The following is a 26,342-nucleotide window of genomic DNA, read 5'->3' on the forward strand; positions in this document are numbered from 1 at the left end:
CCGCGTGGGAAGGGTGCGTGGGTCCCTGTCGGGCGATCAAGTAGGGCTCAGGCCCGGTGCGGCCAGCGGGTCGCAGAGATCGCCGCCGGCGACGAGCGCGTGCCGGGTCGACCGACGTGACTTGGCGGAGACCGGGACCGGGGAGACTGCCTGGTCCCGACGTGACTTGGCAGAGACCGGGACCGGGGAGACTGCCTGGTCCCGACGTGACTTGGCGGAGACCGGGACCGGGGAGACTGCCTGGTCCCGACGTGACTTGGCAGAGACCGGGACCGGGGAGACTGCCTGGTCCCGACGTGACTTGGCAGAGACCGGGACCGGGGAGACTGCCTGGTCCCGACGTGACTGGCGGAGACCGGGACCGGGGAGGCTTGCCTAATCGCCGACGTGGCCGAGGCCGCCGTCGACCGGCAGCTCGATTCCCGTGGTGAAGGTGGCGTCGAAGCCCAGGAACAGCACGGCGCGGGCCACCTCGTCGGCGGTGCCATGGCGGCGCATCGGCGTGACCTCGTCGCCGAGCTTCATGATCGCGGCGCGTTCCTCGGCGGTGGCGTCGGTGAACCCCATGGTCGGCGTGTCGATGAATCCGGGCGCCACCGTGTTGACCCTGATCCGGCGTGGCAGGAACTCGGCGGCCAGGACCTTCGCGAATGCGCGTACCGCCGCCTTGGTTCCGGAATAGACGCTCATCGTGGCCGAGCCCCGGCCGTTGGTGACGGAGGTGGTGAAAACGATCGAGCCGCCGTCACGGATCATCGGCGCGAGGCGCTGGACGGCGAAGAAGGCGCCGCGGGCGTTGACGTCGAACATGCGGTCGTAGATCTCGGGGGTCACCTCCTCGAACGGCTGGATCGAGGCGACACCGACGTTGACGTGCAGCAGGTCGAACTCACCGAACCGCTCGGCGACCGTGGCGCCCAGGGCGTCCATCTCGTCGGGGCGGGTAACGTCAGCGCGTACCGCATCCGGGTGTTGATCTGTCGCGGACCGGCCGGTCGCCAGCACCTCGGCCCCGCCCTCGCGGAGTCTCTCCACCACGGCCAGCCCCATGCCGTGGGTGCCGCCGAGAACGACCGCTTTCTTCCCCGTGTATGTGTTCATGTTCCCAGGCTGCCGAGCGGACACGCCCGCGACGAGTGGCAGGACTGACCATGTCCGCAAAATTGCTGCCATAGGCTCGGGTGCATGAGTGGACCGTCCGTGGCGGTGGTCGTGGTGGACCACACCGGCCTGCATCCATGGGATCTGTACGAGGTGGCGATCGCGTCGGCCGTCTTCGCCGTGCCGCAGCCAGATCTGGCCGACAGCTGGTACGACATGTGGCTCTGCCCGGCCGGCGAGCCCGGGCCGCCGGCCGCGCACGGGCTGAGCCTGCGGTCGCCGCACACCTTGGCCGAGCTGCCGGGCGCTGACCTGGGCATCGTCACCGCGGTTCCGGAGACATGCGTGCGCGGGGAGCGGGGATTCTCCGCGGACCTGCTCGACGCGTTGCGGCAGGCGGCCGACGCGGGCGTACGGCTGATGTCGCTCTGCACCGGCGCGTTCGCGCTGGCCGAGGCGGGGCTGCTGGACGGCCGCCGGGCGACCGCGCACTGGGCGCACACCGCGATCCTGGCCGAGCGGTATCCGAGGGTCGAGGTCGACGACTCGGTGCTGTACGTCGACGACGGCCCGGTCCTGACCAGCGCCGGCATGTCCGCGGGGCTGGACCTGTGCCTGCACGTGGTCCGTACCGACTTCGGCGCGCACGTGGCCAACCAGCTGGCCCGGCGGCTCGTCGTCCCGGCGCACCGGCCCGGTGGGCAAGCCCAGTTCATCGACCTGGTCGTGCCCGCTCACGACGGTGACGGGATCAGCGGGGTGCTGGAGTGGGCGACCGCGCACCTGGACCGGCAGCACTCGGTGGAGGATCTGGCCCGCCGGGCCGGTCTCAGTCCGCGCACGTTCTTCCGGCGGGTGCAGGCCGCGACCGGCAGCACGCCGCTGCGCTGGCTGCTGCACCAGCGGCTGGCTCACGCGCGGGCGCTGCTGGAGGCGACGGATCTGCCGGTCGAGACGATCGCCGCGCAGTGCGGCCTGGGTACCGCGGCGAATCTGCGGCGGCACTTCGGTATCCACGTCGGCGTCCCGCCGCAGCAGTACCGGCGGGCGTTCGGTTCCTAGGGAAGCAGGGCGCTCTGGCGGATCGCGAAGTACTGACAGGGGACGACCTCGGGGTGCCCGGTCGGGAGATGGTCCAGGCGGTGACGGGGCCGGAGGATCCGCTCGACGTCGGGTTGTGGCACGGCCTCGGCGCGGGCCGCGTTCTCGCGCCGCCTGACCCGTACCGAACGCCAGCGGGCCACCACGGTGTGCACGACGGTGAGGCCGGCGCCGAGCAGCAGCCCCAACCCGACGCCCATCAGCGGGGAGCCGGCGAACGTCTCACCGCCGAGGCGGCCCAGGCCGATCGTGTACGCCGCCCACGCGGTGCTGGCCAGGACGGTGAGCACCCGGAACCGGCCGAGCGGCATCCGCACCGCCCCCGAGGTCACGGTCGTGGCGGTGCGGCCGTACGGCAGGAACCGTCCGACCAGGATCGCCACGGCGCCGTACCGGTGCAGCGCGCGTTCAGCGGCCTCCCGTGCCGCTGCCAGCTTCCCGCTGCGGAAACGGCCGCCGGTGCGGACGCCGAGCAGATAGGACAGCCGGTCGCCGGCCACCCCTCCGGCCACCACGGTCACGCCGAGGGCCACCAGATCGGGTGAGCCGGTCGCCGACAGGGCGCCCAGTCCGATCACGACCGCCTCGGACGGCATGACCGGCAGGAATCCGTCGATCGTGACCGCCACGAACACGATCAGGTAGAGCCACGGCGAGCAGAGCAGCGGCATCAGTGGGTCCAGCACCGGCACTCCCCCTTCATCGTCGCTGTCATCGACCGTACGAACCTCGGAAGCCTTGCACGATGGGGCAAGCCCGCCATCCCGGGGTAGTGCCAACCCCACCGCCGGACGGTTCGATGGACGCTAATGTGCCCCGCTTAAAGGCATCGTAAAAGTAACAGTGCTTATATAAGTGCTGTTACAGTCTGGGCATGACCGATGAGTGGCTCGCCGACCCGACCGAGGAGAGCGCCTGGCGCCCATGGCGGCTGCTGCAGGCCGCCATGGACGCCGAGATCGCCCGCGTCTACGCCGACGCCCGGATCGACGGGCTCAAGCCGAGCTGGGTGATGGAGCTGATCCGGCTGGGCGTGCACGGGCCCATGACCATCACCGAGCTGGCCGTGTCGGTGCAGCGCACCCACTCGGCGATGAGCCAGAAGGTGGCGGCCATGCGGGCGGCCGGCTGGGTGCGCACCATCGCCGGGCCGGACGCCCGCAGCAAGCGTGTCGACCTGACGGACCGGGCACGGGCCGTCGTCGGGCGGCTGGCCGCCGAGTGGCGGGCCACCGAGGCGGCGGTCGCCGAGATCGAGGCGGAGATCCCCTATCCGCTGACCCGGGTGGTCCGCGACATCGAGGCGGCCCTGGAGCGCAAGAGCCTGCACACCCGGATCACCGAGCGGCTGGCCGGAGACCCGGAGTGGCGGCGGTGAGACGGGCACTGATCGACGTCACGCCGCTGCGGGAGTCCCGCGACTTCCGGCGCTTGTGGACCGGGCAGCTGTTCTCCGGGCTGGGCGGCCAGATGGCGCAGGTCGCGGTGTTGTACCAGGTGTGGGAGTCCACTCACGACCCGATCTGGACCGGGGTCGCCGGCATGGTCCAGGCGCTGCCGCTCATCCTCTTCGGCCTGTTCGCCGGCTCGCTCGCCGACCGGGCCGACCGGCGCCGGCTCTACCTGATCACCGCGGCCGGGCAGGCGGCGTGTGCGGCGCTGCTGGCCGTCCAGGGCTTCGCCGGGTCGTCACCGCTGCTCCTGCTGCTGGCGCTGATCGCGGTCAACTCGGTGTTCGCCGCCGGTGGCGGTCCGGCGGGGATGACCATCCTGCCGCGGCTACTCCCCGCCGGGCAGCTCGCCGCCGGGCTGGCGCTGAAACGGATCGGGTTCCAGGTGTCGATGCTGCTCGGGCCGGCGCTCGGCGGAGTGGTCATCGCCCTCACCGGGCCGGGCGCCTGCTATCTGGTCAACGCCGTGTCGTTCGCGGGCGTGCTGTGGGCCGTCGCGATGCTGCCGCCGATGCCGCCGCTTCCGTCCGAGACCCGCGTCCGGCACGGCGTGCTCGCCGGTCTGCGGTTCCTGGCCGGTCATCGGGCGGTGCGGGGAGCGCTGCTCACCGATCTGGCGGCGACCGTCCTGGTCATGCCGATCAGCCTGTTCCCGATGGTGAACGCGGACCGGTTCGGCGGCGACCCGCGCACGCTGGGGCTGTTCCTGAGCGCGATCGCCGTCGGCGGTGTGGTGGCGTCCGCCCTGTCCGGGTCGTTCACCCGTCTCCACCGGCCGGGCCCGGCGATGTTCACCGGATCGCTGGTCTGGGGCGCCGCCCTCGGGCTGTTCGGGATCGCGCCGGACGTGTGGACGGGGCTGGCACTGCTGGCCGTGGCCGGGGCCGCCGACACGGTCGCGGTGGTGTCGCGAGGCACCGTGGTGCAGTTGCACACGCCGGACGCGTACCTGGGCCGGGTCGTGGCCGCCGAGCAGATCGTCGGCCAGGCCGGGCCGGACCTCGGCAACCTGCGCGGTGGCCTGGTCGCCGCCGCGACGTCGGCCCCGGTCGCCCTCGTCAGCGGTGGCATCCTCGGCGTTCTGGCGGTGGCATTGATCGCCGCGCGCACCCCGGAACTGCGGCGCGAGGTAGCCTCGAGCCGATGTTGATTCCCGGGGATGACGAGATCAGGGCGCTGCACGAGCGGTTCGCCCCGTCGGCGGAAGCCTTCGAGCTGGTGTGGACGCACTCCGTGATCGTCTGCCGGATCGCCGAGCAGGTCGGCGGCGGCGACGTCGACATGACGCTGGTCCGCGCCGGGTGCCTGCTGCACGACATCGGGGTGTATCGGCTGGAGCCCGGCGACCACTACGTACGGCACGGCCTGCTCGGCTACGAGTTGCTCGGCGAGGCGGGCCTGCCGGAGACGCTGCGGCGGTTCTGCGCCCACCACACCGGCGTCGGCATCACCCACGAGGACGTGCTGCGCCAGCAACTCCCGCTGCCGCCCGGCGACTACCTCGCCGAGAGCGGCGAGGAGGACCTCGTGATGTACGCCGACAAGTTCCACAGCAAGAGCACCCCGCCGCGGTTCCTGTCGGCTGCCACCTTCTCGGCGCGGGTCGCCCGCTTCGGCGACGACAAGGTCAAGCGGTTCGAGTCATTGGTGGATCGCTTCGGTACGCCCGACCTGGCCCCGCTCGCCGCCGAGTTCGGTCACGCGATCACGTGAAGTGACGTGCCAGCCGGTCGGCGAACGTCTTCGCGATCGCGACGGACGCGGGTTCGCCGAGTCCGGTGGTGACGGCGTAGGCCAGCACGTCCCCCTGGGCGATCAGCACCGCGCGTATCCGGCGGGACGCGTCGCTGGGGATGCTGAGGCCGAGTGAGGCGTCACCGAGTGCGGGCATCGGCTCTCGTACGATGAGCTGCGGTTGTGGCTCGGCATCGGGACAGCCGTCGATCTCTTTCGCGACGGCGGCCACGATCGACCGGGCGTTCTCCTCACCGGTGGCGCCGATCATCAGCTCGACCGACGCGTCCGCACCGCGTCCGACGGTGCCGAACGAGACGGCGGCGAACCTGACCGGCTTCTTCGGAGCGGGGCCGTCGGCACATCGGTCCCAGACGGCGAAGTCGCTGTCCTGCGTCTCACCGCTGTCGCTGCCGACGAGGGTGAGCCCGGCAGGCATGTCGGCGGCGGTCAGCAGCGCCTGCCGCAACCGCTCGACCGTCGGGAGGCCCGTCGGGAGGTCGGCCGGGAGAGCGGCGGCGGCCGGGGCGGACAGGCCGACGGCGACCGTGATAGCGCAGGCCAGAGCGGCCCGAAGAACATTTCGCACCTTCTCAAGCTAGATCAGCCGTACCGCACCGGGAGGTGTTTTATGCCGTTGATCCAGCCCGAACGCAGCCGCTGGGGTTCGCCGTCGAGGGTGATGCCGGGCATGTGGTCGGCTATCGCGTTGAAGATGAGGTCGATCTCGAGGCGGGCCAGGTTGGCACCGAGGCAGAAGTGGGCGCCGCTACCGCCGAAACCGAGGTGCGGGTTGGGGCTGCGGGTGATGTCGAAGGTGTACGGGTCAGCGAACACCGCGTCGTCGTAGTTGGCCGAGCCGTAGAACATGGCGACCCGCTGGCCTTTGCGGATCTGCTGTCCGGCCAGGACCGTGTCGTGCAGGGCGGTGCGCTGGAAGACGTTGATGGGACTGCCCCAGCGGACGAACTCGTCGACGGCCGTACGGGGGCGGGTCTGCTTGAACAGCTCCCACTGGTCCGGATGTGACAGCAGCGCGTGCATGCCGTGCGAGATGGCGTTGCGGGTGGTCTCGTTGCCGGCGACGGCGAGCATCAGCACGAAGAAGCCGAACTCGTCGACCGACAGGTGTTCGCCGTCGATCTCCGCCTTGACGAGCGTGGTGACGATGTCGTCGCGCGGGCACGTCTGGCGCTCGTCGGCCATCTGCATGGCGTATCCGAGCAGGCCCATCGCGGACTCCATCGGGTCGGCGCCGCTGAACTCGGGATCGTCGTACCCGATCATCGAGTTGGACCACTCGAAGACGTTGCCGCGGTCGGACTGCGGGACGCCGAGCAGTTCGGCGATGGCCTGCAGCGGCAGCTCGCAGGCGACATCGGTGACGAAGTCGCCGCCCGGATTCGCGGCCGCCTCGGCGACGATCTTCAACGCCCGGGCCTGCAACGCGTCGCGCAGGCTGTTGATGGCGCGCGGGGTGAAGCCGCGGGACACGATGGCCCGCTGTGCCGTGTGCTGTGGCGGGTCCATGTTGAGCAGGATGGCCTGCTGCATCTCGATGCCGTCGCGGGTCATGTCCGGCTGGAAGCGGGCGATCGCGGTGTTCTCCCGGCTGGAGAACGTGTCGCTGTTGCGCGACACCGTCATCACGTCGGCGTGCCGGGTGACGGCCCAGTAGCCCTCGTCGTCGAAACCGGCGCTGCCGCGTACCTGCGGGATCCAGCGGACCGGTTCATCGCGGCGCATCTCGGCGAACTCGGCGTGCGGGATGCCGTGCAGATAGATGTCCGGATCGGTGGGGTCGATGCGGGTGCGCGGCTCAGCCACAGCTCCTCCTACAGCAACAAGTTCTACCGATTCAAACATGGGAGGAGAGAGATTTGGTAGGTTCGATTGAGAACAGGTTCTAGTTGGAGGTCGCGGTGGGCGCACCGGTGATCGTCGATGCGGTTCGGACCCCGATCGGCAAGCGTGGCGGCTGGCTGGCGGCCTGGCACCCGGCCGAGCTGCTGGGTGTGGCCCTGCGCCGGGTCGCCGCGGACCACGACGTCGAGCAGGCGATAGGCGGCTGCGTCACCCAGGGCGGCGAGCAGTCGAACAACATCACGCGTACGGCCTGGCTGCACGCCGGGCTGCCGCACACCACCGGCTGTACCACGATCGACGCGCAGTGCGGCTCGGCGCAGCAGGCCGCGCACCTGATCGCCGGGCTGATCGCCGCCGACGCGATCAGCGCGGGCGTCGCCTGCGGGGTCGAGTCGATGAGCCGGGTCCCGCTGCGCGCCAACATCGGCGACGCGGGACTCCCCCGGCCCGGTTCCTGGGACATCGACCTGCCCAACCAGTACGTGGCGGCCGAACGGATCGCCGACCGCCGCGGCCTGACCCGCGCGGACCTGGACCGGTTCGGGGTGCGCTCGCAGAACAACGCGGCGCGGGCGTGGGCCGGGGGCCGGTTCGATCGCGAGATCGTGCCGGTGGGAGAGGTGAACCGTGACCAGGGCCTGCGGGAGACGACCTTCGACGGGCTCACGGGACTGAAACCGGTTCTGCCGGACGGCCGGCACACGGCGGGCACCTCGTCGCAGATCTCCGACGGGGCGGCGGCCGTGCTGCTGATGGACGCCGACCGGGCCCGGAGCCTCGGCCTGCGGCCACGCGCGCGGATCGTGGCGCAGTGCCTGGTCGGGGCCGAGCCCTACTACCACCTGGACGGGCCGATCGCGGCCACCGACCGGGTCCTGGCCCGGGCCGGAATGAAGATCGACGACCTGGACCGGTGCGAGGTGAACGAGGCGTTCGCCAGCGTGGTGCTCTCCTGGCTCGCCGTGCATCGCGCCGATCCGGACCGGGTCAACGTCAGCGGCGGGGCGCTGGCGCTGGGCCATCCGGTGGGCAGCACCGGGGCACGCCTGCTGACCACCGCCCTGCACGAGCTGGAGCGGTCCGACTCGACGACGGCGCTGGTCACCATGTGTGCCGGCGGGGCGATGTCGACCGCGACGATCATCGAACGCCTGTAGAGGAGCCGACACCATGGTCCCGTTCAAGTTCATGCTGCTCAGTGCGGTTCTCGCGGCGGTGCTGGCCGCCATCGGTGTGACCGCGGTGATGGCGGCGCTCAACCCCAGCGCGAGCGAGGTCGCCCAGAACCTCAGCGAGAACGACCCGCTCGTGCCGCCGGACTTCTACGGACAAAGATAGATTTTGTACGGCTACGCCAACCACGCCGGTGCGGTGCCCGCCTCACGGCACCGGCGTCTTGACCGGCTCCGGAGCCTCGGCCGCCCGGTGGCCGCCCCGGCGGCCCGAGCCGCGTGACACCAGCAGGCCCACGACGATCAGGACCAACCCGAGCACGGCCAGTCCGATCGGCACGTAGACGCCGAGCATGTTGAGCTGGTCGCGGCCGCTCGCCGCCTGCTCACCGACCGCGTTCATGGTGGCCTGGTCGTACTGCAGGTCGGCGTCGAAGATGACGACCCGCTCGCCGACGTCCGGCACGAGCTCGCGGTGCTGCTGCTCGCGGTAACCGATGATGGCGCCGGTCTGCGGTTCGACCCAGAGTGTGCGGGTGGCCCGGTAGTTGATGGTGCCGCTGGTGGCGCCGGGCGCCAGGAACGCCAGCAGAGCGCCCAGGCTGTCCGGGTTCATCTCGGCCCGCTGCTCGGGCACCTGCTGCTGGAACCGGTACGCGGGCAGCCCGTTGTACTCCTCCTCGGCCTGGTACTCGATCGGCAGCACCCGGCCCAGTGTGGAGTCCCAGTACTGGTAGGTGCGCTTCTCGGTGCCGAACGGGAAGAGGTAGAGCTGGCCGGCGAACGCCACGTTGCCCGGCACGCAGGGCGCCTGGACCTCGACGTGGCACTGGCCCTCCCACGGCACGGCCTCGCCGGACCGGCGGTCGAGGGCGACGCGGCTCTCGGCACTGTTGATCATCTCGCCGGTGTCGATCCGGTTCGTCGAGTGATACACGTTCCAGACCAGGGTCTCGCCGTCGAGTTCGGCGGCCGCCTTGAAGTCGGGTTTGATGCCGGTGGTCGAGCGCAGCCCGGCGCTCTCCACGACCACCTGCGGCGTGCCGTTCGGCAAGGTCTTGGCCTGCACGAACGACGCGTTGACGGTCTCCACCACCACGTCGGGGGGCACCAGATCGAGCGGGACCTTCCGCTGGGACGGCACGATGACCCACGCCAGGGCCATCGCGAAGAGCAGACAGACTATGCCGAGACCGAACAGTGCCGCACCGGTGATCCGCCGCATCGCGTCCTCCCAGGAACCCCCCGCCCAGAAACTAGAACGCGTTACAATCTACTGCTCCGTAACATCGATGGAAAGGGTTACGGATGCTGGCTGCTCACCGAGATGACCTCACCGGTCAGATAGGTCGAGTAATCACTGGCGAGGAACGCCACCACGGTCGCCACCTCCCACGGCTCGGCGGCCCGCCCGAACGCCTCCCGCCGGGCCAGCTCGTCCAGCTCCGCCTGGCTCATCACCCTGGCCAGGAACGGATGGGCCGCCAGGCTCGGCGCCACCGCGTTGACCCGGATCCCGTGCGCCGCCACGTCCAGCGCCGTGCACCGGGTGAACGCCATCACCCCGGCCTTGGCCGCCGCGTAGTGCGCCTGACCGGCCTGCGCCCGCCAGCCCAGCACGGAGGCGTTGTTGACGATCACCCCTCCCCCGCCCTGCGCGATCATCTGGCGCAGCGCGGCCCGGGTGCACCGGAACGTGCCGGTCAGCGTCACGTCCAGGACCAGCTCCCACTCCGCGTCGTCCATCTCGGTGACCGGCCGGTTACCGCCCAGCCCGGCGTTGTTGACCAGCACGTCGATCCGCCCGTAACGGGTGACCGCCCCGCTGATCAGCCGCCGGACCGCGGCCTCGTCGGTGACGTCGCAGGGCACCGCCCAGACACGGCCCGGGTGGACGATCGACAGCAGGTCGCGGGTCTCGCCGAGGCGGCGCTCGTGACTGTCGCCGAGCACCACGCGGGCGCCCTCGTCGAGGCAGCGGCGGGCCACCGCCGACCCGATGCCGGCGCCGGCCGCCGCGGTCACCACGACGACTTTGCCGCTCAAAAGGCCGTGGCCGGACGGGCCGGTCATCCGCGGGCCTGGCGGGGCAGCCCGAGCACCCGTTCGGCGATGATGCCGCGCTGGATCTCGTTGGAGCCGCCGTAGATGGTGTCGGCCCGGCTGAACAGGAAGTACGTCTCCCAGCGCCGCACCGCCGCCGGATCGGCGTCGCCGTGGGCGAGCACGTCCATGGCCAGTTCGCCGAGACCCTGCCGCCAGCGCGTCCAGAGCAGTTTGATCACCGAGGGCGCGGCCGGGGCGGACTCGCGCAGGATCCGCAGCGTGTGCGAGCGCAGCACGGTCAGATCGATCCAGGCCCGGGTGAGCCGCTCGCGCAGTGCCGGGTCGGCCGCCGCGCCGGTGCTGCGGGCCACCGCGACCAGGTCGTCGAGGTCGCGCTGGAAGCCGACCTGCTGACCGACGGTGGCGGCGCCGCGCTCGTAGGCGAGGGTGGCCATGGCGACCCTCCAGCCCTGCCCCGGCTCGCCGACGACCAGACCCGCCTCGGTGACGGCGTCGTCGAAGAAGACCTCGTTGAACTCGCTGTCGCCGGTCAGCTGCCGGATCGGGCGGACCGTGACACCGGGCTGGCGCATCGGCACGAGCAGGTAGGACAGTCCCGCCGAGCGCGGGCCACCGGCCGGTGCGGGAGCCGTGCGGGCCAGCACGAAACACCAGTCGGCGACGTGGGCCAGCGAGGTCCACACCTTCTGGCCGCTGATCACCCACCGGTCGCCGACGAGCCTGGCCCGCGTGGTGACACCGGCCAGGTCGGAACCGGCGCCCGGCTCGGAGTAGCCCTGGCACCACAGGTCCTCGACCGCGGCCAGCGCCGGCAGGAAGCGGCGCTGCTGCGCTCGTGTGCCCATCTCGATCAGCGTGGGACCGACCATGGTGGTGCCGATGTGGTCGACGCGGCTCGGGGCGCCGGCTCTCGCGTACTCCTCATGGAAGATCACCTGCTGCGACAGTGACGCGCCGCGCCCACCGTGCGCCACCGGCCAGGCCAGCGTGCTCCAGCCCGCCGCGGCGAGCCGCCGGGCGAAGGCGAGCCGCAGCTCGAAGGCCTCGTTCTCCCGGCCGACGCCGCCCGTTCCGCGCAGCTCGGCGGTCATGTTGGCGGCGAGCCATGCGCGGATCTCCCGCCGGAACGCATCGTCGTCGGTCACTGGCGTCGCCTCCCCGATCACGCGTAGGCTCACGCTACCGACCAAGCACTTGCTTGGTAAAGGTCTCGGTACGGCCTGGGAGGTCCGATGGAGACCGTTCCGGCGGCGGTGGCGCACGCGGCCCGCGAGTTCGGCAGGGAGCCCGCGCTGGTCGATCCGTATCAGCGCAGGTGGGACTTCGCCGAGCTGCACGACGACGTGATGACCGTGGCCCGCGCGCTGATCGCGTCCGGCATCGAGCCCGGCGACCGGGTCGCGCTCTGGGCGCCGAACACCGCGCGCTGGGTGCTGGCCGCCCTCGGCGTGGCCTGCGCGGGCGCGACTCTCGTACCGATCAACACCCGGTTCACCGGTGGCGAGGCGGGCGACATCATCGCCCGCAGCAACGCCAGGGGCCTGATCGTGTCCGGCCCCTTCCTCGGCGTCGACCGGCTCGCGTCACTTCCGCCGGACGTGCTGCCGCCCTTCGTGCTGCCACTGCCGCACTGGGACGCGTTCCTCGACCGGGCTGCCGCGGTCCCGCTTTCCGAGGCCTCCCGAACCGCGGAGGCGGTACGGCCGGACGACCTCGCCGACGTGCTGTTCACATCCGGCACCACCGGGATCAGCAAAGGCGTGATGAGCGCGCACCGGCAGTCGCTGGGCGTGGCACGGGCGTGGGCCTCGCTCGCCGGGCTGAGTGCCCGCGACCGGTACCTGGTGATCAACCCGTTCTTCAACAGTTTCGGCCTGAAAGCCGGCATCCTGGCGTGCCTGACCGGCGGGGCGACGATCGTGCCGCAGGCCGTGTTCGACGTGCCGCGCACCCTCGACCTGATCGAGCACGAGCACATCACCGTGCTGCCGGGGCCGCCGACGCTCTACATCGGGCTGCTCGACCATCCGGGCCGCGCCGGGCGCTCGCTGGGTTCGCTGCGGCTGGCCGTCACGGGGGCCGCGACCGTGCCGCCGGTGCTGGTCGAGCGGATCCGCGACGAGCTGGGCTTCACGACCGTGCTGACCGCGTACGGGCTGACCGAGGCCGTGGTGGCGACCATGTGCCGGCCCGGTGACGACACCCGGACCATCGCGTTCACCAGCGGACGGGCCGCAGCCGGATTCGAGGTGCGGATCGGCGAGAAGGACGGCGAGGTGCTGCTGCGCGGGCCGAACCTGATGCTCGGCTACCTCGACGACCCGGACGCCACCGCGGCGGCCGTCGACCCGGACGGCTGGCTGCACACCGGCGACGTGGGGCGCCTCGACGAGCAGGGCAACCTGACGATCACCGACCGGCTCAAGGACATGTACGTGTGCGGCGGCTTCAACGTGTATCCGGCCGAGGTGGAGCGGGCTCTCGCCGGGCTTCCCGGGGTGGCGGAGGTGGCCGTGATCGGGGTGCCCGACGAACGGCTCGGGGAGGTCGGCCGAGCCTACGTGGTGCCGCGGCCCGGCCACGCGTTCGACCCGGACGCGGTGATCGCGTTCTGCCGCGAGCGGCTGGCCGGGTACAAGGCCCCGCGCTCGGTCGAGGTGTGCTCCGGGCTGCCGCACAACGCGAGCGGGAAGGTCCTCAAATACCTGCTGCGGGAGAACCCATGAGTGGTGAGGTGCTCTACGAGCGGCGTGGTGTGGTCGCGGTCGTCACGATGAACCGGCCGCGCTATCGCAACGCGCAGAACTCGGCGATGACGTACGCGCTCGACGACGCGTTCACCAGGGCCGTCGACGACGATGACGTACGGGTGATCGTGCTGGCCGGGGCAGGTGAGCACTTCTCCGCGGGGCACGACATCGGCACTCCGGAACGCGACGCCGACACGTCGTTCCCGCGGCGGGCGGTGACCTGGTGGGACCACACGACCAAGGCCGGAGCCGATCGGCGGTACGCCCGTGAGTCGGAGGTCTACCTGGGCATGTGCCGGCGCTGGCGGGACATCCCGAAACCGGCGATCGCCATGGTGCAGGGCGCCTGCGTCGCCGGTGGGCTGATGCTCGCCTGGGTGTGCGACCTGATCGTCGCCGCCGAGGACGCGTTCTTCGCCGATCCGGTGCTGCGGATGGGCATCCCGGGCGTCGAGTACTTCGCCCACCCGTGGGTGGTGGGGCCGCGTTTCGCCAAGGAGATGCTCTTCACCGGGGAGAGATTCGGGGCGCGACGGGCGTACGACATCGGGATGGTCAACCGGATCGTGCCGCGTGCCGCTCTGGAGACCGAGACTCTCGCCCTGGCCGCGAAGGTCGCCACGATGCCGCCGTTCGGGCTGGCGCTCGCCAAACGGGCGGTCAACCAGTGCGAGGACCAGATGGGCATGCGCGCCGGGATGGACTCGGTGTTCGGGCTGCATCATGTCGCGCACTCGCACAACGCCGAGGTCAGCGATGATCCGCTGGCGGGGCTGGACGCGGCGGCGATGAAGCGGGCCGCGGAGTGAACCTCGATCTGGACGCTGAGGCTGTCGCGTTCCGCGATCTTGTGCGTGCCTTTCTCGGAGAGAACGTTCTTTCTGCTCCCCTGCCCGCCGTCGACACCCCGGCCGGCGCCGCCGCGCACCGCGCGTGGGAGCGCAAGCTCGCGGACGCCGGGCTGGCGGCCGTGTCGTGGCCGGTCGACTACGGCGGGCGGGCCGCGCCGCCGCTGCACGCGCTGCTGTTCGACGAGGAGTATCACGCGGCCGGGGCGCCCGTGCGGATCGGACAGAACGGTCTGTTCCTGCTGGCGCCGACCCTGCTCGCGCACGGAACCGCCGAACAGTGCGCGCGGGTGCTGCCGCCGATGGCCCGTGGTGACGAGGTGTGGGCACAAGCCTGGTCCGAACCGTCGGCGGGCAGTGATCTCGCGTCGATCCGGTCGCGGGCGGTCCGGGGTGACGGCGGGTGGGTGCTGTCGGGGCAGAAGACGTGGAGTTCGCGGGCAGTCGTCGCGGACCGGGCGTTCGGGCTGTTCCGCAGTCATCCCGGCGAGCCGCGGCATCACGGGCTCACGTACCTGATGTTCGACCTGCGGGCGCCCGGCGTGACGGTACGGCCGATCCGGCAGCTCGACGGCACGGCCGGGTTCGCGGAGATCTTCCTCGACGACGTGTTCGTGCCGGACGCCGACGTGATCGGCACGCCGGGCGACGGCTGGCGGGTCGCGATGAGCACAGCGGGCCACGAACGCGGGCTGTCGCTGCGCGGTCCGGGCCGCTTCACCGCCGCCGCCGGCCGTCTGATCGAACTCTGGCGCTCGTCCCCGGCCGGCACCCAGCGCGGTGACAGCGGGCCGGAGACGGCGGTGGACGCCGGCCGGGTGGTGGACGCCTGGATCGGGGCTCGGGCCTACCGGATGCAGGCGTATGCGGCACTCGAGGAGCCGGTCTCGCCCAGTGCCACCAAACTGTTCTGGTCCGAGATGGACGCCGGCCTGCACGAGACCGCGCTCGACCTGCTCGGACCGCACGCCGAGATCACGCCCGGGTGGACCGGCGGCTACCTGTTCTCGCTGGCCGGGCCGATCTATGCGGGGACCAACGAGATACAGCGGGACATCCTCGCACAACGTGAGCTGGGGTTGCCGCGATGAGGCTCGGGCCGTCCGAGGAGCAGCGCCGCTTCGCGCAGGTGCTGCACGAGATGCTGACGGGGAACGAGTCCGCCCCGATGCGGCGGCTGTGGGCGGCGCTCGGCGACGTCGGTGTCACCGGGTTGACGGTTCCGGAGCGGTACGGCGGGCTCGGCGCGGGAGCGGACGACCTCGTGGTCGCCTGTGAGCAGCTCGGGCGGCATGCGGTCGCGGGGCCGGTCGCCGAGTCGATCGCGGCGGCTCCGGCGCTGCTCCCGGGGGATGTCAGGCGGCTCCCGGGGCTCGTCACAGGACGGTTGATCGCGTCGCTGGCGGCGGCGCCGTGGCTTCCGTACGCCCTCGACGGGGACGCCGTGGATCTGCTTCTCCTCGTGGACGGGGACACGGTCCATCTCGGGCGAGCCGGCGAGGTTCACCGATCGATGGATCCGGCTCGACGGCTCGTCGCGGTGCAGAGGGGCGCCCTCGTCGGAACCGGTCGTCCGGTCGGGCGGGCGCTCGATCTCGGGGTGCTGGCGTGTTCGGCTCAACTGCTCGGCGCCGGCCGGGCCCTGCTGGACATGTCGGTCGAGCATGCGCGGACACGGACCCAGTTCGGGCGGCCGATCGGAGCCTTCCAGGCGGTCCGGCACCGGCTGGCGGACGTGTCGGTGGCGCTCGACTTCGCGCGGCCGCTGCTGTACGCGGCGGCGGTCGCCCTCAACGAGACGGGCGGGTCAGCGGCGGTCACCCTCGACGAGACGGGCGGGTCGGCGGCGGTCACCCTCGACCGGGCGAGCGGGATCCCGGCGGCTGATGTTGACGCCGGGCGCGATGTTTCGGCGGCCAAGGTCGCCTGTGGACGTGCGGCGCTGCTCGCGGCGCGGACGGCGTTGCAGGTGCACGGGGCCATCGGGTACACCGCGGAGCACCGGCTCGGGCGGTATCTGACGCTGGTCCGGGCGCTGCATCTGTCCTGGGGCACACCGGACCAGCATCGGCGGCGGGTGCTCGCGGCGATCAGCGGCGGCCCGGACGGCCCGATCGGGGTGCGCGAGGCACCGCAGGCCGGTGCGACAGCCGGTGACCCCACGCCTCAGCCCGTGAGCGGCCTTGGGGCCGCGAGTGACGCGGACGTCGCGTCGGAGTCACGGGGCGGCCTGCAATCGGCGGGTGCGGGCGTCGCCCGTACCGAAGAAGAAAGAAGTTGATCTTATGTTGGAGGAGCATGCGGCGTTGCGGTCCGCGGTGCGCGGCCTGGTCGGCTCCGCCGGGCCCGACGTGGATCTGTGGGCGAGGTTGTGCAAGGAGATCGGGGTCGCGGGGCTCACCATTCCGGAGGAGTACGGCGGAGCCGGCGCCACCCTGGCCGAGGCGGCGATCGTGCTGGAGGAACTCGGCCGGGTGCTGAGCCCCGTCCCGATGCTCGGCAGCCTGCTGGCCGTGGAAGCACTGCTGCGCTGCGGGGACGAGGAGGCGCGCGCCCGGCTGCTGCCCGCGATCTGCGCCGGTGAACGGACCGTGACCGCCGCCTGGGACGGTTCCGCGACCGTCGAGGACGGGCTGGTCAGCGGGGAGTTCCGGGACGTGTTCGCCGCTGATGTGCTGCTCGTCGTGGTGGACGGCAGACTGTACGAGGTGGAGTCCGGCGACGACGTCGGACACACCATCGACCTGAGCAGGCAGGTCGGCGCCGTGCGGCTCGACCGGCGCCCGGCCGTCCCGTCCGGCACGGCTGCCGACCTGCGTGACCTCGCCTGCGCGGCACTCTCCGCCGAACAGGTCGGCACCGCCGAGCGCGCCCTCGAACTGACCGTCGCCTACGTCAAGGAACGGCACCAGTTCGGACGGCCGATCGGCTCGTTCCAGGTGCTGCAGCATCGGCTCGCCGAGGCGTACGTCCGGGTACAGGCCGCCCGCTCCGCCTCCCAGACCGCCGTCGACGCCCTGGTCAGCGGCTCACCCGACGCCAGCAGGCTGGCCGCCGTCGCGAAGGTCACCTGCTCGGAGACGCTGCGCGCGACGGCCGCCGAGATGGTGCAGATGCACGGCGGCATCGCGATCACCTGGGAACACGACGCCCACCGGTTCCTGCGGCGGGCGTGGGCGTCCGCGCGGCTCTACGGACCGCCGGACGTACATGTCGCACGGCTCACATCGACGGTCCTGGTGGACTTCGCCCACTAGCATGATCCGGTGCTTTCACCGGGGGACGTGCTCAACGGCCGCTACCAGTTGACCCAGCGGATCGCGGCGGGCGGCATGGGCGAGGTGTGGCGCGGCGACGACCTGCTGCTGCACCGGGAGATCGCGGTCAAGGTGCTCCTCCCCGCACTCATGTCCGATTCGGATTTCATCACCCGGTTCCGCTCAGAGGCCCGGATGATGGCCGCGCTACGCCACCCGGGCATCGTGCAGGTCTACGACTACGGCGAGAACGCACAGGTCGGCGCACACCGGCTCGACTATCTCGTGATGGAGTACATCGACGGCACCCCGCTGTCGAAGAAGATCCAGCAGGCCGGTCGCCTCGGCGCTGGTGAGACGATGACCGCTGTCGCCCAGGTCGCCGACGCGCTGCACGCCGCCCACGAGGCCGGCATCGTGCACCGCGACGTCAAACCCAGCAACCTGCTCGTCCGGCCGGCCGGCGCCATCGTGCTCGTCGACTTCGGGGTCGCCCGGTCCACCGGGATCACCGGCATCACCAGCACGAACGTGGTGCTCGGCAGCGCACACTACATGGCGCCGGAACAGGCCGAGGGCCGGCCGGTCACGGCCGCCACCGACGTGTACGCGCTCGGCGCCGTCGCGTTCAGCTGCCTGACCGGGCGGCCGCCGTACGTCGGCGACAATCCGCTCGCGGTCCTCGCCCAGCTCGTCCACGGCCAGCCGCCGGTGCTGCCGCCGGACGTGCCGCCCGCGGTGGCGTCGGTGGTGCTGCGGGCGCTGGCCAAGGACCCCGGCCGGCGTTTCCCCAGCGCGTCCGGTTTGGCTGCGGCGGCTCGGGGCGCGGCCTCCCAGCCGGGCCTGATCGCCTCCGGCGGCAGCCCGCTGTCGTACGGGCCCGCGTCGCACGGTGCTGCCCTCTCTCCGGGTTCTGCTCTCCCGCAGGGTTCTGCCGCGTCGACCGGTTCCGCTCTGTCCCAGGCTCCTGGCCTGTCACACGGGACCGGATCGGCGCAGGGTGCTGCTTTGCCGCACGGCTCGGGTTCGCCGCAAGGACCTGCCTCGCCGCACGGCTCGGGTTCGCCGCACGGGTCAGCGGTGCCGCAGTGGCCTACTTCGACGCATGGGGCTGCGCCATCGCACGGTTCTGGTTCGTCGCGCGGGCCTGCCTCGTCGCATGGGCCCGGTCATCCGCATGGCTCCGCCGCGTCCGGTGCGGTTCCGGTCTCGCCTGCCCGGCCCGGCGGCGCCGGGCCCGGGTCGTTCGCTCCCGGGTCGGCCCAGGTCGGTGGGCCGTCGCGCGGCCGCTACGCCGCGGGCTCGGCGACTTCGGGCTTCCCGGCAGCCGGCGCTGCCGGGGCCGGCTATGCCGGGTCTGCTGGAACCGGGTCTGCCGGGACCGGGTCTGCCGCGGGCTTCGCACCCGCCGCTGCCGGCCCGGCCGGCGGTGATGGCGCCGCCTCGGCGCGGCGGCGCAACATGACCGTGGCGCTCGCGGCCGCCGCCGTCGTGGCTCTGCTCGCGGGCGTCGGCATCATCCTGGGCAACCGCGCCGGCGGCAGCCCTCCGATCGTCGAGTCGCAGGCCGGTGGTCTCCCAGCCGATCAGCCGCAGGCGGGCGGCGACGGCGAGAAGCCCCGCAACCGGACCAGCACCCGCCCGGGCGGACAGAAACCGTCGCCGAGGAGCGGGAATGCCACAGTGACGACCGCACCCGGTGAGGACGGGGCCACGGCCGGTCCGGACACCTCCGGAGAACCGACCGCCACCGCGACCACCGACCCGGGTGGCGGCCCGGGTGGCGACCCGGGTTCGACCACCCCGGTGACCAACCCGCACGACGACCCGGTCGAACTCTGCGGCGCCGGCTACACGGTGATCAACTCGAAGAAGCTGACGACGTCCGCCGGGGTGCTGCGTGGCACGATCTACCTGCTCCACCGCGCTTCCGGCGGAATGAACTGCGTGGTCACCATCAAGGCGAACACCCTCGACCAGAAGACCGCCATGGCTGCGGCGCTCGAGGTGCAGGACGGCGTGACCAAGGCCGACAAGGGCTCGTTCCAGTACTACGCCGGCCCGGTGACCGCGGCGGCGCCGTCGACCTGCATCCGCTGGGGCGGCACGATCGGCGGCCTGACCTTCCTCAGCGAATGGTCCCACTGCACCTGACGGTCACCTCCGCTCGCTCCCGGTGAGGTCGATGCCGATCCCGGACGGCACGGTGAGCGCCACCCGCTCATGGATGATCCCGAGAGCCGCATCAGGCCGAACGCGACGCCGGCAGCTCACGGGAGAAAGCCGCAACGTTCGCATCGCCATGGGCCGCACCGTTGCAGGCCCAGGGCACGGCGATCGGCCAGACCTCCGCCGGAGACTCCTCGGCGTGATCTTGCGCGGTTCGAGTCGCCCGCGGCACCCACCATCACGGGTCGCCTGACGATCACCACGGCCGGTTCTGCCTGCCGCCGTCACCCGCGAGACACACGCTCGGGCTCAGCGTGTGCTCCCGAGGTCGCCGGCAGCAACGGTGAGATCCCACATTGCCGGTCCGTGGACATTCACCGCCGCCCTCACGACGGCAAGGCCGCACGCAATGGCTGCGTGTGACCCCACTGCCGCAGCACGGGCGCTCCACAACACCGCCCTCCCGAGCACCGGATCATGACGCGGTCTTCGATCGAGCTGGAAACCGCATGCAGGACCGCCAGACGTACACCACCACGTACGGCAGGCGGGTCAGATCCAGTCGGTGTGGCGGGGCCACGAGAGCAGGGTGTCCACGACCTCGGGCGGCTCGTAGGGGGACGTCGGCGTGACAGTGGTGTAGCGGCTGCGGTGGAAGAGCAGCGGCGCGGTGTCGCGGCACGGCCCCAGGGTGGTGACCCGGCCGATGACGACGACGTGGTCGCCGCCCGGATGGACCGCTTCGACAGCACACTCGGCCCACGTCAGGGCACCGGCGAGGACGGGCGCTCCGGACGGCGCCGGAGTCCAGTCGAGGGCGGCGAACCGGTCGGCGCCCCGGGTTCCGAAGAGCCGGGAGACGTCCCGCTGGTCGGAGGCGAGGATGTTGACGCAGAAGATCCCGGTGGCGTGGATGCGGCGCCAGGTGTCCGAGCCGTTCTGCGGGCAGAAGAGCACCAGCGGCGGGTCCAGCGACAGCGGCGCGAACGCCTGGCAGGCGAAGCCCGCCGGGCCGTCCGAGTCAGCCGTCGTGATCACCGTGACGCCTGTTCCGAAATGCCCGAACACCTGCCGGAACCGGCGACCGCCGTCGCCGGCCGGCAGAGATGAGGGATCGGCGGGAGACGAGGGGTCGGCGGGAGACGAGGGGTCGGCGGGAAGGGAGGGCGAGCCGGCGGGGTGGGAGAAGGAAGGCGGATGGGTGGTCAATGGCCGCCGCCGGCGGAGAAGCGGTGGCCCCAGACGCTGTGGGCCGTGGTCTGGCGGGCCACCCAGGTGGTGTCGTCGACGGTGAGGCCGCCGTAGCCGTACTCGATGTCGAAGCCGCTCGGGGTCCGGACGTAGAAGGAGACCATCTCGTCGTTGGCGTGGCGACCCAGGGTGGAGATCATCGGGGCTCTGTTGCGGGCGCAGCGGTCGATGGCCCGGCCCACGTCGTCGAGGGTCTCGGTCTCGATCATCAGGTGGATCAGGCCGCTGGGGGCCGGTATCGGTGCCAGGGCGACGCTGTGGTGGCGCGGGCCGCAGCCGAGGAAGCGCATCCACAGGGGGCGGTCGCTGGGCGGCAGGCCCAGGTGCTCGGGGACCAGCCGCATCGAGTCGCGGAGGCGGAAGCCCAGGACCTCGGTCCAGAACCGCAGGGACGCGGGGTCGTCGCGCGCGGGCAGGACGACGTGGCCCATGCCCTGGTCACCGGTGACGAACCGGGTTCCGTACGCGCTCAGCGACGGCCGGGTGTCCAGGGCCGCTCCGCAGAAGAACTCGAGGCGGTTGCCGGCCGGGTCGTCGACGCTGATCAGGTGGGAGACGCGGCGGTCGGCGAGCTCGTCGGCACCGGCCGGCTTGACGGCTATGCCGGCCTCGTCGAGAGTCTGGACGAGCCTGGTCAGAGCGGCCGGGTCGGCCAGTTCCCAGCCGGAGGCGGCCAGGCGGTCCTTCTCGCCGGGCACCACCACGATGCGGGCCGGCAGGTCGTCCATGCGCAGGTAGACGGCCTGCGGGTCGGGGCCGCGGCCCTCGGTCATGCCGAGCACCTTGACACCGAAGTCGCGCCAGGCGGGCAGGTCGGTGGCTTCCACACGCAGGTAGCCGAGCGATCGGATCAGGTTGCTCACGAGCGGTCCTCTCCGGACGGAGACAGGAAGTCGATGGCCAGGCGGTTGAACTCGTCGAATCTCTCCAGGTGGGCCCAGTGGCCGCAGCCGCCGAAGACGTGCAGGCGGGCGTTGCGCAGGACCTTCAACGCGACCAGGGCGCCATCGAGCGGATTGACGCGGTCCTCGCGGCCCCAGACGAGCAGGGTCTCGTGGCGGAGGCGGTGCGCTTCGCGCCAGAGCATCCCTTCCTCGTACGTGCGCGGGTCGCTGAACGACGCACCCATCTCGCGCATCGCCCGCATGGCCGCCGGGTCGCGCGCGGCCTGGAAACGTTCCTCGATCAGTTCGTCGGTGATCAAGGACGGATCGAACACGAGGGTACGGAGGAACGCGCCCAGCCGTTCGCGGCTCGGGTCACGGCCGAACGCGCCGAGTCGCTTGACCCCCTCGGTCGGGTCGGCGGAGAAGACGTTGAGTGAGAGTCCGCCGGGTCCCATCAGGAGCAGTCGCCGGGCCCGTTGCGGGTGTGTCAGAGCGAATCGCACGGCCGTGCCGCCGCCGAGCGAGTTGCCGATCAGGTCGACCTGTTCGATGCCGAGCTTGTCGAGCAGGGCGGCGAGCTGCGAGGCGGCGTGGGTGAAGTACTGCCCGACGATGGGGTCGCCGAGCGAGCCACCGTATCCGGGCTGGTCGACCGCGATGACGTCGAAGGAGGAGGCGAGCGCGGGGATCGTACGACCGAAATTGCTCTTGGCGGAGGCACCGGGACCGCCCCCGTGGAGCAGGACCACCGGAGGCCCCGCGCCGTCGCGGTGAAAGGCGAGTGTCATGGGTTCACACCATCGCGTCGTTGAGCGGCAGGCCGAACTCGCCGCGGCCGAACATGGACAGTGCCCGTTCCGGGTCGTTGATCGCGTGGACCCGGCCGGAGTGGGCGTCGCGCCAGAAGCGCTGGATCGGGGTGCCGACCGCGAGCGCGCGGCCGCCGGAGTTCTCGAAGAGGCGGTCGACGGCGCGGATGGCGAACGCGGTCCCGCGGACCTGGTCGCGGCGTATCCGCAGGCGCAGCGGCATGGGGAGTTTGGCGCCGGCCGTGGTGAGGTCCATGAGTTCGCGCATGTTGGCCTCGACCGCGTACCAGGCGGAGTCGATGTCGGCGGCGGCCTCGGCGACGCGGACCTGCGAATGCGGGTCCTCGGCTGCCTTGACGCCGGCATAGGCCGCCCGGACCCGCTCGCGGGTGTAGTCGACGTGGGCGCGGTAGGCGCCGGTCGCCATGCCGATGATGGGCGTGGTGATCGCGTAGGTGAAGATCGACGCGTACGGGATCCGGTAAAGGGGTCCCGGGTTCTGCTCCTGGCCGGGGCAGACGCAGCGGGCCGTGTCGTTGAAGCTCAGCGCGCGGTGGGCCGGGACGAAGGCGTTGTCGACGACGATGTCGTTGGAACCGGTGCCGCGCAGGCCGACGGTGTGCCAGACGTCCTCGATGGTGTAGTCGGCGGCCGGCAGCAGGAAGGTGCAGAAGTCGGCGGGCGTGCCGTCGTCGCCGGGTGGGACGATGCCGCCGAGCAGCACCCAGGTGGCGTGGTCGCAGCCGGACGAGAAGCTCCAGCGGCCGTTGACGCGGTATCCGCCGTCGACCCGGGTGATCTTGCCGGTGGGCGCGTACGACGACGACATACGGGTGCTCGTGTCGGTGCCCCAGACCTCCTGCTGGGCCCGGTCCGGGAAGAGCGCGAGCTGCCAGGGGTGCACGCCGACGACCGAGGCGACCCAGCCGGTGGAGCCGCAGGCCGAGGCGATCTCGCGGACCGCGGTGAGGAACGTGAGCGGGTGCGCCTCGTAACCGCCGAAGCGGGCCGGTTGCAGCAGGCGGAAGAAGCCGGTCTCGGCGAGCGCCTTGACGGTTTCCGGTGCCAGCGCGCGGCGATCCTCGGTCTCCTGAGCGCGCTCCCGCAGAACAGGTAACAGTTCTCGAACTCCGGCGAGGACCGCTTCCATGAGATCCCTCCAGGCTGGTTGGCCGCGTGTCGAGCGCCCCCTATACTAGAACACGTTCTACCTGACGACCAGGAGCGGCTCATGAGCATCAGCCAGCAACCGCGCACCATCGACGTCGGCAGACCACCCGCGAGATTCGCCCGGGGCTGGCACTGCCTGGGGCTGGCCGAGGAGTTCCGCGACGGCCGGCCGCACGCGATCGAGGCGTTCGGCACGAAACTCGTGGTCTTCGGCGACTCGGACGGCGCGTTGCACGTGCTCGACGGCTACTGCCGGCACATGGGCGGCGACCTCACCCAGGGCACGATCAAGGGCGACACGATCGCGTGCCCGTTCCACGACTGGCGGTGGAACGGCGAGGGCCGATGTGTCGAGGTGCCGTACGCGCATCGCATCCCGATGCGGGCCCGCACCCGCTCCTGGACGACCTGTGAACAGAACCGTCAGCTGTTCGTCTGGAACGATCCGCAGGGCAACCCGCCACCGCCCGAGGTCGCGATCCCCCGCATCGAGGGCGCCTTCTCCGACGAGTGGAGCGACTGGACCTGGGACTCGGTACGCATCGACGGCGCGAACTGCCGGGAGATCATCGACAACGTCGTCGACATGGCGCACTTCTTCTACATCCACTTCGCCTTCCCGACGTTCTTCAAGAACGTCATGGAGGGTCACGTGGCGGCGCAGTTCCTGAACACCCGGCCGCGGCCGGACGTGCCGTCCGCGGCGAGCCAGTCCGGGGAGTCCACGCTGCGGTCGGAGGCCGCCTACTACGGGCCGTCCTACATGATCGACTACCTCTACAACGACTGGAACGGCATCAACATCGAGTCGGTGCTGATCAACTGCCACTACCCGGTCAGCCCGGACTCGTTCGTGCTCCAGTGGGGCGTGATCATGAAGCGCCTGCCCGGCCTGACGACCGAGCAGGCGGCCAGGGCTGCGGCGAAGTTCTCCCAGAGCATCGGCGTCGGGTTCCTGCAGGACGTGGAGATCTGGAAGAACAAGACCCGCATCGACAACCCGCTGCTCTGCGCCGAGGACGGGCCGGTCTACCAGCTGCGGCGGTGGTACGAGCAGTTCTATGTCGACGTCGACGACATCACCGACGACATGGTGGCCCGTTACGAGTTCGAGGTCGACACCACCCGCGCGGTGCAGACCTGGGAGGCCGAGGTCGCCGAGAACCAGGCGCGGGCCGCCGCGTCATGAGCGAACGCTCCGAATACCTGGAGGGCGGCCTGGTCGGCGTCGGCTGCGACGAGTGCGGGATGCCGGTCCGGGCCGGCAAGCGCAGCACGATGCAGACCAGCGTCCAATGGACCGGCGGGGCGTGTGCGCTGCTCACCGCCGAGGCGGGCGGGCGGCCCACGGCGCTCGTGCCGACCTGCCCGAAACTGCGCGAAAGCATCGACCGAGCGGTACGTGAGGGCCGTCTGGAGGTGAGTTGATGCCGTCCTTCCGGCCGATCCGGATCAGTGCTGTCGTCCCGGAGACCGCGGACGCCTTTTCCCTGGTGCTCGACACCGACCTCGACTATCAGCCGGGCCAATATCTGACGGTGCGGACTCCGGCCGGGGCGCGCTGCTACTCGCTGTCCAGCGCGCCGGGAATCGACGCGGCGCCCACGGTCACCGTGAAACGGGTGCCGGGCGGGCAGGTGTCGAACTGGATCTGCGACAACGTCAAGGCCGGCGACGTTCTGGAAATGGCCGGACCCGCCGGGACGTTCACGCCGGACTCGCTCGACGACGAGCTGTTGCTGCTGGCGGCGGGCTCGGGAATCACGCCGATCATGGGGATCGTCAAGTCGCTGCGGCGGCAGCCGGCTCTCGTCTACGCCAATCGGGACATCGATGCGGTCATCTTCCGGGACACGCTCGACCGGATGCTGCCGGTGAACCATTGGCTCGACAGCGAGCGGGGTGTTCCTACCGCCGACTCGTTGCGGGACGTGCTCATCCCGTACACCGGTAGGGAGGCTTTCGTCTGTGGTCCGGAGGCCTTTGTGGCGGTCGCCGAGAAAGCGCTGCAACTGGCCGGGGTGCCGGCGGCACGCATTCGCGTCGAACGGTTCGAGATCGAGCCGGTCGACAGCCCGGAATCGGTCGCCGAGGTGACCATCGACGGGCAGACCCACGTGCTGCCGTGGACGCCCGGGAAACGACTCCTCGACGTGATCATCGACGCCGGGCTCAACCCGCCCTACTCCTGCCGGCAGGGCCAGTGCGGCGCGTGTGCGGTCCGGCTGCTCAGCGGCGAGGTCACCCTGGTCAACAACGAGATCCTCGAGGAGGAGGACTTCGCGGACGGTTACACGCTGGCGTGCCAGGCGCTCCCGGTCACCGAGCACGTTTCGGTTACTTATTACTAGATTGTACGGACTACGCGGAGTTCTGTTCCCTACGGCGCGAGAGGCTGCCCGCCTCACCGGCCCCAGCGCGACCGCCGGGGCTGAAGCGGTTCCTCACCGATAGGCTGCACCCGCTGGAGATCGTCACCAGAATCGACACCGGCCACCCTCTCGAACGCCTGACGCGCCACCCGCCACCGCCGCCGCCCCGCGGGCACCGTCCTCCGTCGTCGCGGAGTTTTGGCCCGGCCCGCGTCTTCGGCCCGCCCAGCCGCACCTGATCACTCGGCAGCAGCAACCGCACCCCTCACCACCCACCCGATCACTCCGCAATGACAGGCGCACCCCTCACCACCCCACTTGATCGGCCGGCGGTGGC

25 protein-coding genes and 1 pseudogene are annotated in these 26,342 nt (G+C 71.2%); 15 read left to right on the forward strand and 11 right to left on the reverse strand.

Going from position 1 to position 26,342, the window contains the following annotated elements; translation table 11 throughout:
- Nucleotides 1-375 precede the first annotated feature (375 nt).
- The gene (locus CLV67_RS31935) at nt 376-1,101 is read right to left on the reverse strand and encodes an SDR family NAD(P)-dependent oxidoreductase (protein ID WP_106325043.1); all 726 of its coding nucleotides are present in this window, start codon (nt 1,099-1,101) and stop codon (nt 376-378) included.
- A gap of 84 nt (nt 1,102-1,185) precedes the next feature.
- Between CLV67_RS31935 and CLV67_RS31940 the strand changes: the two genes are divergently transcribed.
- A complete protein-coding gene (locus CLV67_RS31940; protein WP_106325045.1) occupies nt 1,186-2,163 on the forward strand; it encodes a helix-turn-helix domain-containing protein in 978 nt (325 codons plus the stop codon).
- On the opposite strand, the gene CLV67_RS31945 is transcribed toward CLV67_RS31940, so the two are convergent.
- Entirely contained in the window at nt 2,160-2,888 is a 729-nt protein-coding gene (locus tag CLV67_RS31945; RefSeq protein ID WP_146169364.1) for a DedA family protein, read from the reverse strand. The genes CLV67_RS31940 and CLV67_RS31945 overlap by 4 nt on opposite strands.
- Before the next feature lie 188 nt (nt 2,889-3,076).
- Between CLV67_RS31945 and CLV67_RS52790 the strand changes: the two genes are divergently transcribed.
- From CLV67_RS52790 to CLV67_RS31960, 3 genes are read left to right on the forward strand one after another with little or no spacing between them, the layout of a single operon-like run.
- Nucleotides 3,077-3,580 carry a MarR family winged helix-turn-helix transcriptional regulator gene (locus CLV67_RS52790; protein ID WP_203737730.1) on the forward strand — a complete coding sequence of 168 codons (504 nt, stop codon included), beginning with the start codon at nt 3,077-3,079 and terminating at the stop codon, nt 3,578-3,580.
- Nucleotides 3,577-4,803 carry an MFS transporter gene (locus CLV67_RS31955; RefSeq protein WP_106325242.1) on the forward strand — a complete coding sequence of 409 codons (1,227 nt, stop codon included), beginning with the start codon at nt 3,577-3,579 and terminating at the stop codon, nt 4,801-4,803. The genes CLV67_RS52790 and CLV67_RS31955 overlap by 4 nt, the downstream gene beginning before the upstream one ends.
- Nucleotides 4,797-5,366, forward strand: a complete 570-nt coding sequence (locus CLV67_RS31960; RefSeq protein ID WP_106325049.1) for an HD domain-containing protein — start codon at nt 4,797-4,799, stop codon at nt 5,364-5,366. Before CLV67_RS31955 ends, CLV67_RS31960 begins: the two co-directional genes overlap by 7 nt.
- Here the strand turns inward: CLV67_RS31960 and CLV67_RS31965 are convergent.
- Together CLV67_RS31965 and CLV67_RS31970 are read right to left on the reverse strand one after the other, a co-directional pair.
- Nucleotides 5,359-5,976, reverse strand: coding sequence for a hypothetical protein (locus CLV67_RS31965; RefSeq protein WP_106325051.1), 618 nt, complete (start codon nt 5,974-5,976; stop codon nt 5,359-5,361). The genes CLV67_RS31960 and CLV67_RS31965 overlap by 8 nt on opposite strands.
- A 14-nt stretch (nt 5,977-5,990) precedes the next feature.
- Complete coding sequence (locus CLV67_RS31970) at nt 5,991-7,214, reverse strand: cytochrome P450 (protein ID WP_239166859.1); 1,224 nt, start codon at nt 7,212-7,214, stop codon at nt 5,991-5,993.
- Nucleotides 7,215-7,309: 95 nt separating this feature from the next.
- Here CLV67_RS31970 and CLV67_RS31975 point away from each other — a divergent pair, with 95 nt between their 5' ends.
- The gene (locus CLV67_RS31975; RefSeq protein ID WP_106325244.1) at nt 7,310-8,410 is read left to right on the forward strand and encodes a steroid 3-ketoacyl-CoA thiolase; all 1,101 of its coding nucleotides are present in this window, start codon (nt 7,310-7,312) and stop codon (nt 8,408-8,410) included.
- A 13-nt stretch (nt 8,411-8,423) separates the two neighbouring features.
- Complete coding sequence (locus tag CLV67_RS52150) at nt 8,424-8,591, forward strand: hypothetical protein (protein ID WP_170154075.1); 168 nt, start codon at nt 8,424-8,426, stop codon at nt 8,589-8,591.
- Between the two features lie 42 nt (nt 8,592-8,633).
- Here the strand turns inward: CLV67_RS52150 and pgfA are convergent, their stop codons facing one another.
- The 3 genes from pgfA to CLV67_RS31990 all read right to left on the reverse strand — a co-directional run bounded on the left by pgfA (nt 8,634) and on the right by CLV67_RS31990 (nt 11,670).
- The gene (gene pgfA, locus CLV67_RS31980; RefSeq protein WP_106325055.1) at nt 8,634-9,650 is read right to left on the reverse strand and encodes a cell envelope lipid trafficking protein PgfA; all 1,017 of its coding nucleotides are present in this window, start codon (nt 9,648-9,650) and stop codon (nt 8,634-8,636) included.
- A gap of 77 nt (nt 9,651-9,727) precedes the next feature.
- The gene (locus tag CLV67_RS31985; protein ID WP_106325057.1) at nt 9,728-10,498 is read right to left on the reverse strand and encodes an SDR family oxidoreductase; all 771 of its coding nucleotides are present in this window, start codon (nt 10,496-10,498) and stop codon (nt 9,728-9,730) included.
- A complete protein-coding gene (locus tag CLV67_RS31990; protein ID WP_106325059.1) occupies nt 10,495-11,670 on the reverse strand; it encodes an acyl-CoA dehydrogenase family protein in 1,176 nt (391 codons plus the stop codon). The genes CLV67_RS31985 and CLV67_RS31990 overlap by 4 nt, the downstream gene beginning before the upstream one ends.
- Nucleotides 11,671-11,724: 54 nt before the next feature.
- Here CLV67_RS31990 and CLV67_RS31995 point away from each other — a divergent pair, with 54 nt between their 5' ends.
- The 6 genes and pseudogenes from CLV67_RS31995 to CLV67_RS54825 all read left to right on the forward strand — a co-directional run bounded on the left by CLV67_RS31995 (nt 11,725) and on the right by CLV67_RS54825 (nt 19,501).
- Nucleotides 11,725-13,218, forward strand: coding sequence for a FadD3 family acyl-CoA ligase (locus CLV67_RS31995; protein WP_106325061.1), 1,494 nt, complete (start codon nt 11,725-11,727; stop codon nt 13,216-13,218).
- On the forward strand, nt 13,215-14,051 hold the full coding sequence (locus CLV67_RS32000) for an enoyl-CoA hydratase (RefSeq protein WP_106325063.1): 837 nt from the start codon (nt 13,215-13,217) through the stop codon (nt 14,049-14,051). The genes CLV67_RS31995 and CLV67_RS32000 overlap by 4 nt, the downstream gene beginning before the upstream one ends.
- Nucleotides 14,048-15,181 (forward strand): acyl-CoA dehydrogenase family protein, encoded by a 1,134-nt coding sequence (locus tag CLV67_RS32005; RefSeq protein ID WP_106325065.1) that lies wholly within the window; start codon nt 14,048-14,050, stop codon nt 15,179-15,181. Before CLV67_RS32000 ends, CLV67_RS32005 begins: the two co-directional genes overlap by 4 nt.
- Nucleotides 15,178-16,191: pseudogene (locus CLV67_RS32010) on the forward strand (acyl-CoA dehydrogenase family protein); the annotation flags it as partial. The gene CLV67_RS32005 and the pseudogene CLV67_RS32010, both read left to right, overlap by 4 nt.
- A 184-nt stretch (nt 16,192-16,375) precedes the next feature.
- On the forward strand, nt 16,376-17,347 hold the full coding sequence (locus CLV67_RS32015) for an acyl-CoA dehydrogenase family protein (RefSeq protein ID WP_106325069.1): 972 nt from the start codon (nt 16,376-16,378) through the stop codon (nt 17,345-17,347).
- A gap of 9 nt (nt 17,348-17,356) precedes the next feature.
- Nucleotides 17,357-19,501: a serine/threonine-protein kinase gene (locus CLV67_RS54825; protein ID WP_106325071.1), complete on the forward strand. Its 2,145-nt coding sequence runs from the start codon at nt 17,357-17,359 to the stop codon at nt 19,499-19,501.
- A gap of 567 nt (nt 19,502-20,068) precedes the next feature.
- On the opposite strand, the gene hsaB is transcribed toward CLV67_RS54825, so the two are convergent.
- From hsaB to hsaA, 4 genes are all read right to left on the reverse strand, one after another.
- Nucleotides 20,069-20,620: a 3-hydroxy-9,10-secoandrosta-1,3,5(10)-triene-9,17-dione monooxygenase reductase subunit gene (gene hsaB / locus CLV67_RS32025; protein ID WP_203737734.1), complete on the reverse strand. Its 552-nt coding sequence runs from the start codon at nt 20,618-20,620 to the stop codon at nt 20,069-20,071.
- A gap of 101 nt (nt 20,621-20,721) precedes the next feature.
- Entirely contained in the window at nt 20,722-21,630 is a 909-nt protein-coding gene (hsaC, locus tag CLV67_RS32030; protein WP_106325075.1) for an iron-dependent extradiol dioxygenase HsaC, read from the reverse strand.
- Nucleotides 21,627-22,442, reverse strand: coding sequence for a 4,5:9,10-diseco-3-hydroxy-5,9,17-trioxoandrosta-1(10),2-diene-4-oate hydrolase (hsaD, locus tag CLV67_RS32035; protein WP_106325077.1), 816 nt, complete (start codon nt 22,440-22,442; stop codon nt 21,627-21,629). The genes hsaC and hsaD overlap by 4 nt, the downstream gene beginning before the upstream one ends.
- A 4-nt stretch (nt 22,443-22,446) precedes the next feature.
- Nucleotides 22,447-23,613: a 3-hydroxy-9,10-secoandrosta-1,3,5(10)-triene-9,17-dione monooxygenase oxygenase subunit gene (hsaA, locus tag CLV67_RS32040; RefSeq protein WP_106325079.1), complete on the reverse strand. Its 1,167-nt coding sequence runs from the start codon at nt 23,611-23,613 to the stop codon at nt 22,447-22,449.
- Between the two features lie 81 nt (nt 23,614-23,694).
- Here hsaA and CLV67_RS32045 point away from each other — a divergent pair, with 81 nt between their 5' ends.
- The 3 genes from CLV67_RS32045 to CLV67_RS32055 are packed head-to-tail and all read left to right on the forward strand — an operon-like array spanning nt 23,695 to nt 25,984.
- Nucleotides 23,695-24,822 carry a 3-ketosteroid-9-alpha-monooxygenase, oxygenase component gene (locus CLV67_RS32045; RefSeq protein ID WP_106325081.1) on the forward strand — a complete coding sequence of 376 codons (1,128 nt, stop codon included), beginning with the start codon at nt 23,695-23,697 and terminating at the stop codon, nt 24,820-24,822.
- On the forward strand, nt 24,819-25,061 hold the full coding sequence (locus CLV67_RS32050) for a hypothetical protein (RefSeq protein ID WP_106325083.1): 243 nt from the start codon (nt 24,819-24,821) through the stop codon (nt 25,059-25,061). Before CLV67_RS32045 ends, CLV67_RS32050 begins: the two co-directional genes overlap by 4 nt.
- Nucleotides 25,061-25,984, forward strand: a complete 924-nt coding sequence (locus CLV67_RS32055; RefSeq protein ID WP_106325085.1) for a ferredoxin--NADP reductase — start codon at nt 25,061-25,063, stop codon at nt 25,982-25,984. The genes CLV67_RS32050 and CLV67_RS32055 overlap by 1 nt, the downstream gene beginning before the upstream one ends.
- The last annotated feature ends 358 nt before the right edge of the window (nt 25,985-26,342 follow it).

It is taken from the genome of Actinoplanes italicus, from assembly GCF_003001815.1.
GTDB classification, from domain to species: domain Bacteria; phylum Actinomycetota; class Actinomycetes; order Mycobacteriales; family Micromonosporaceae; genus Actinoplanes; species Actinoplanes italicus.

What these genes read in the sequence shown, in the direction of transcription:
- CLV67_RS32055 (WP_106325085.1), top strand. Translation starts at nt 25,061, where the DNA reads ATGCCGTCCTTCCGGCCGATCCGGATCAGTGCTGTCGTCCCGGAGACC.
- CLV67_RS32000 (WP_106325063.1), top strand. Translation starts at nt 13,215, where the DNA reads ATGAGTGGTGAGGTGCTCTACGAGCGGCGTGGTGTGGTCGCGGTCGTC.
- CLV67_RS31940 (WP_106325045.1), top strand. Translation starts at nt 1,186, where the DNA reads ATGAGTGGACCGTCCGTGGCGGTGGTCGTGGTGGACCACACCGGCCTG.
- hsaA (WP_106325079.1), bottom strand. Translation starts at nt 23,613, where the DNA reads ATGGAAGCGGTCCTCGCCGGAGTTCGAGAACTGTTACCTGTTCTGCGG.
- CLV67_RS31995 (WP_106325061.1), top strand. Translation starts at nt 11,725, where the DNA reads ATGGAGACCGTTCCGGCGGCGGTGGCGCACGCGGCCCGCGAGTTCGGC.
- CLV67_RS32050 (WP_106325083.1), top strand. Translation starts at nt 24,819, where the DNA reads ATGAGCGAACGCTCCGAATACCTGGAGGGCGGCCTGGTCGGCGTCGGC.
- CLV67_RS31960 (WP_106325049.1), top strand. Translation starts at nt 4,797, where the DNA reads ATGTTGATTCCCGGGGATGACGAGATCAGGGCGCTGCACGAGCGGTTC.
- CLV67_RS52790 (WP_203737730.1), top strand. Translation starts at nt 3,077, where the DNA reads ATGACCGATGAGTGGCTCGCCGACCCGACCGAGGAGAGCGCCTGGCGC.
- CLV67_RS31935 (WP_106325043.1), bottom strand. Translation starts at nt 1,101, where the DNA reads ATGAACACATACACGGGGAAGAAAGCGGTCGTTCTCGGCGGCACCCAC.
- hsaD (WP_106325077.1), bottom strand. Translation starts at nt 22,442, where the DNA reads ATGACACTCGCCTTTCACCGCGACGGCGCGGGGCCTCCGGTGGTCCTG.
- CLV67_RS32045 (WP_106325081.1), top strand. Translation starts at nt 23,695, where the DNA reads ATGAGCATCAGCCAGCAACCGCGCACCATCGACGTCGGCAGACCACCC.
- CLV67_RS52150 (WP_170154075.1), top strand. Translation starts at nt 8,424, where the DNA reads ATGGTCCCGTTCAAGTTCATGCTGCTCAGTGCGGTTCTCGCGGCGGTG.
- CLV67_RS32015 (WP_106325069.1), top strand. Translation starts at nt 16,376, where the DNA reads ATGTTGGAGGAGCATGCGGCGTTGCGGTCCGCGGTGCGCGGCCTGGTC.
- pgfA (WP_106325055.1), bottom strand. Translation starts at nt 9,650, where the DNA reads ATGCGGCGGATCACCGGTGCGGCACTGTTCGGTCTCGGCATAGTCTGT.
- CLV67_RS31985 (WP_106325057.1), bottom strand. Translation starts at nt 10,498, where the DNA reads ATGACCGGCCCGTCCGGCCACGGCCTTTTGAGCGGCAAAGTCGTCGTG.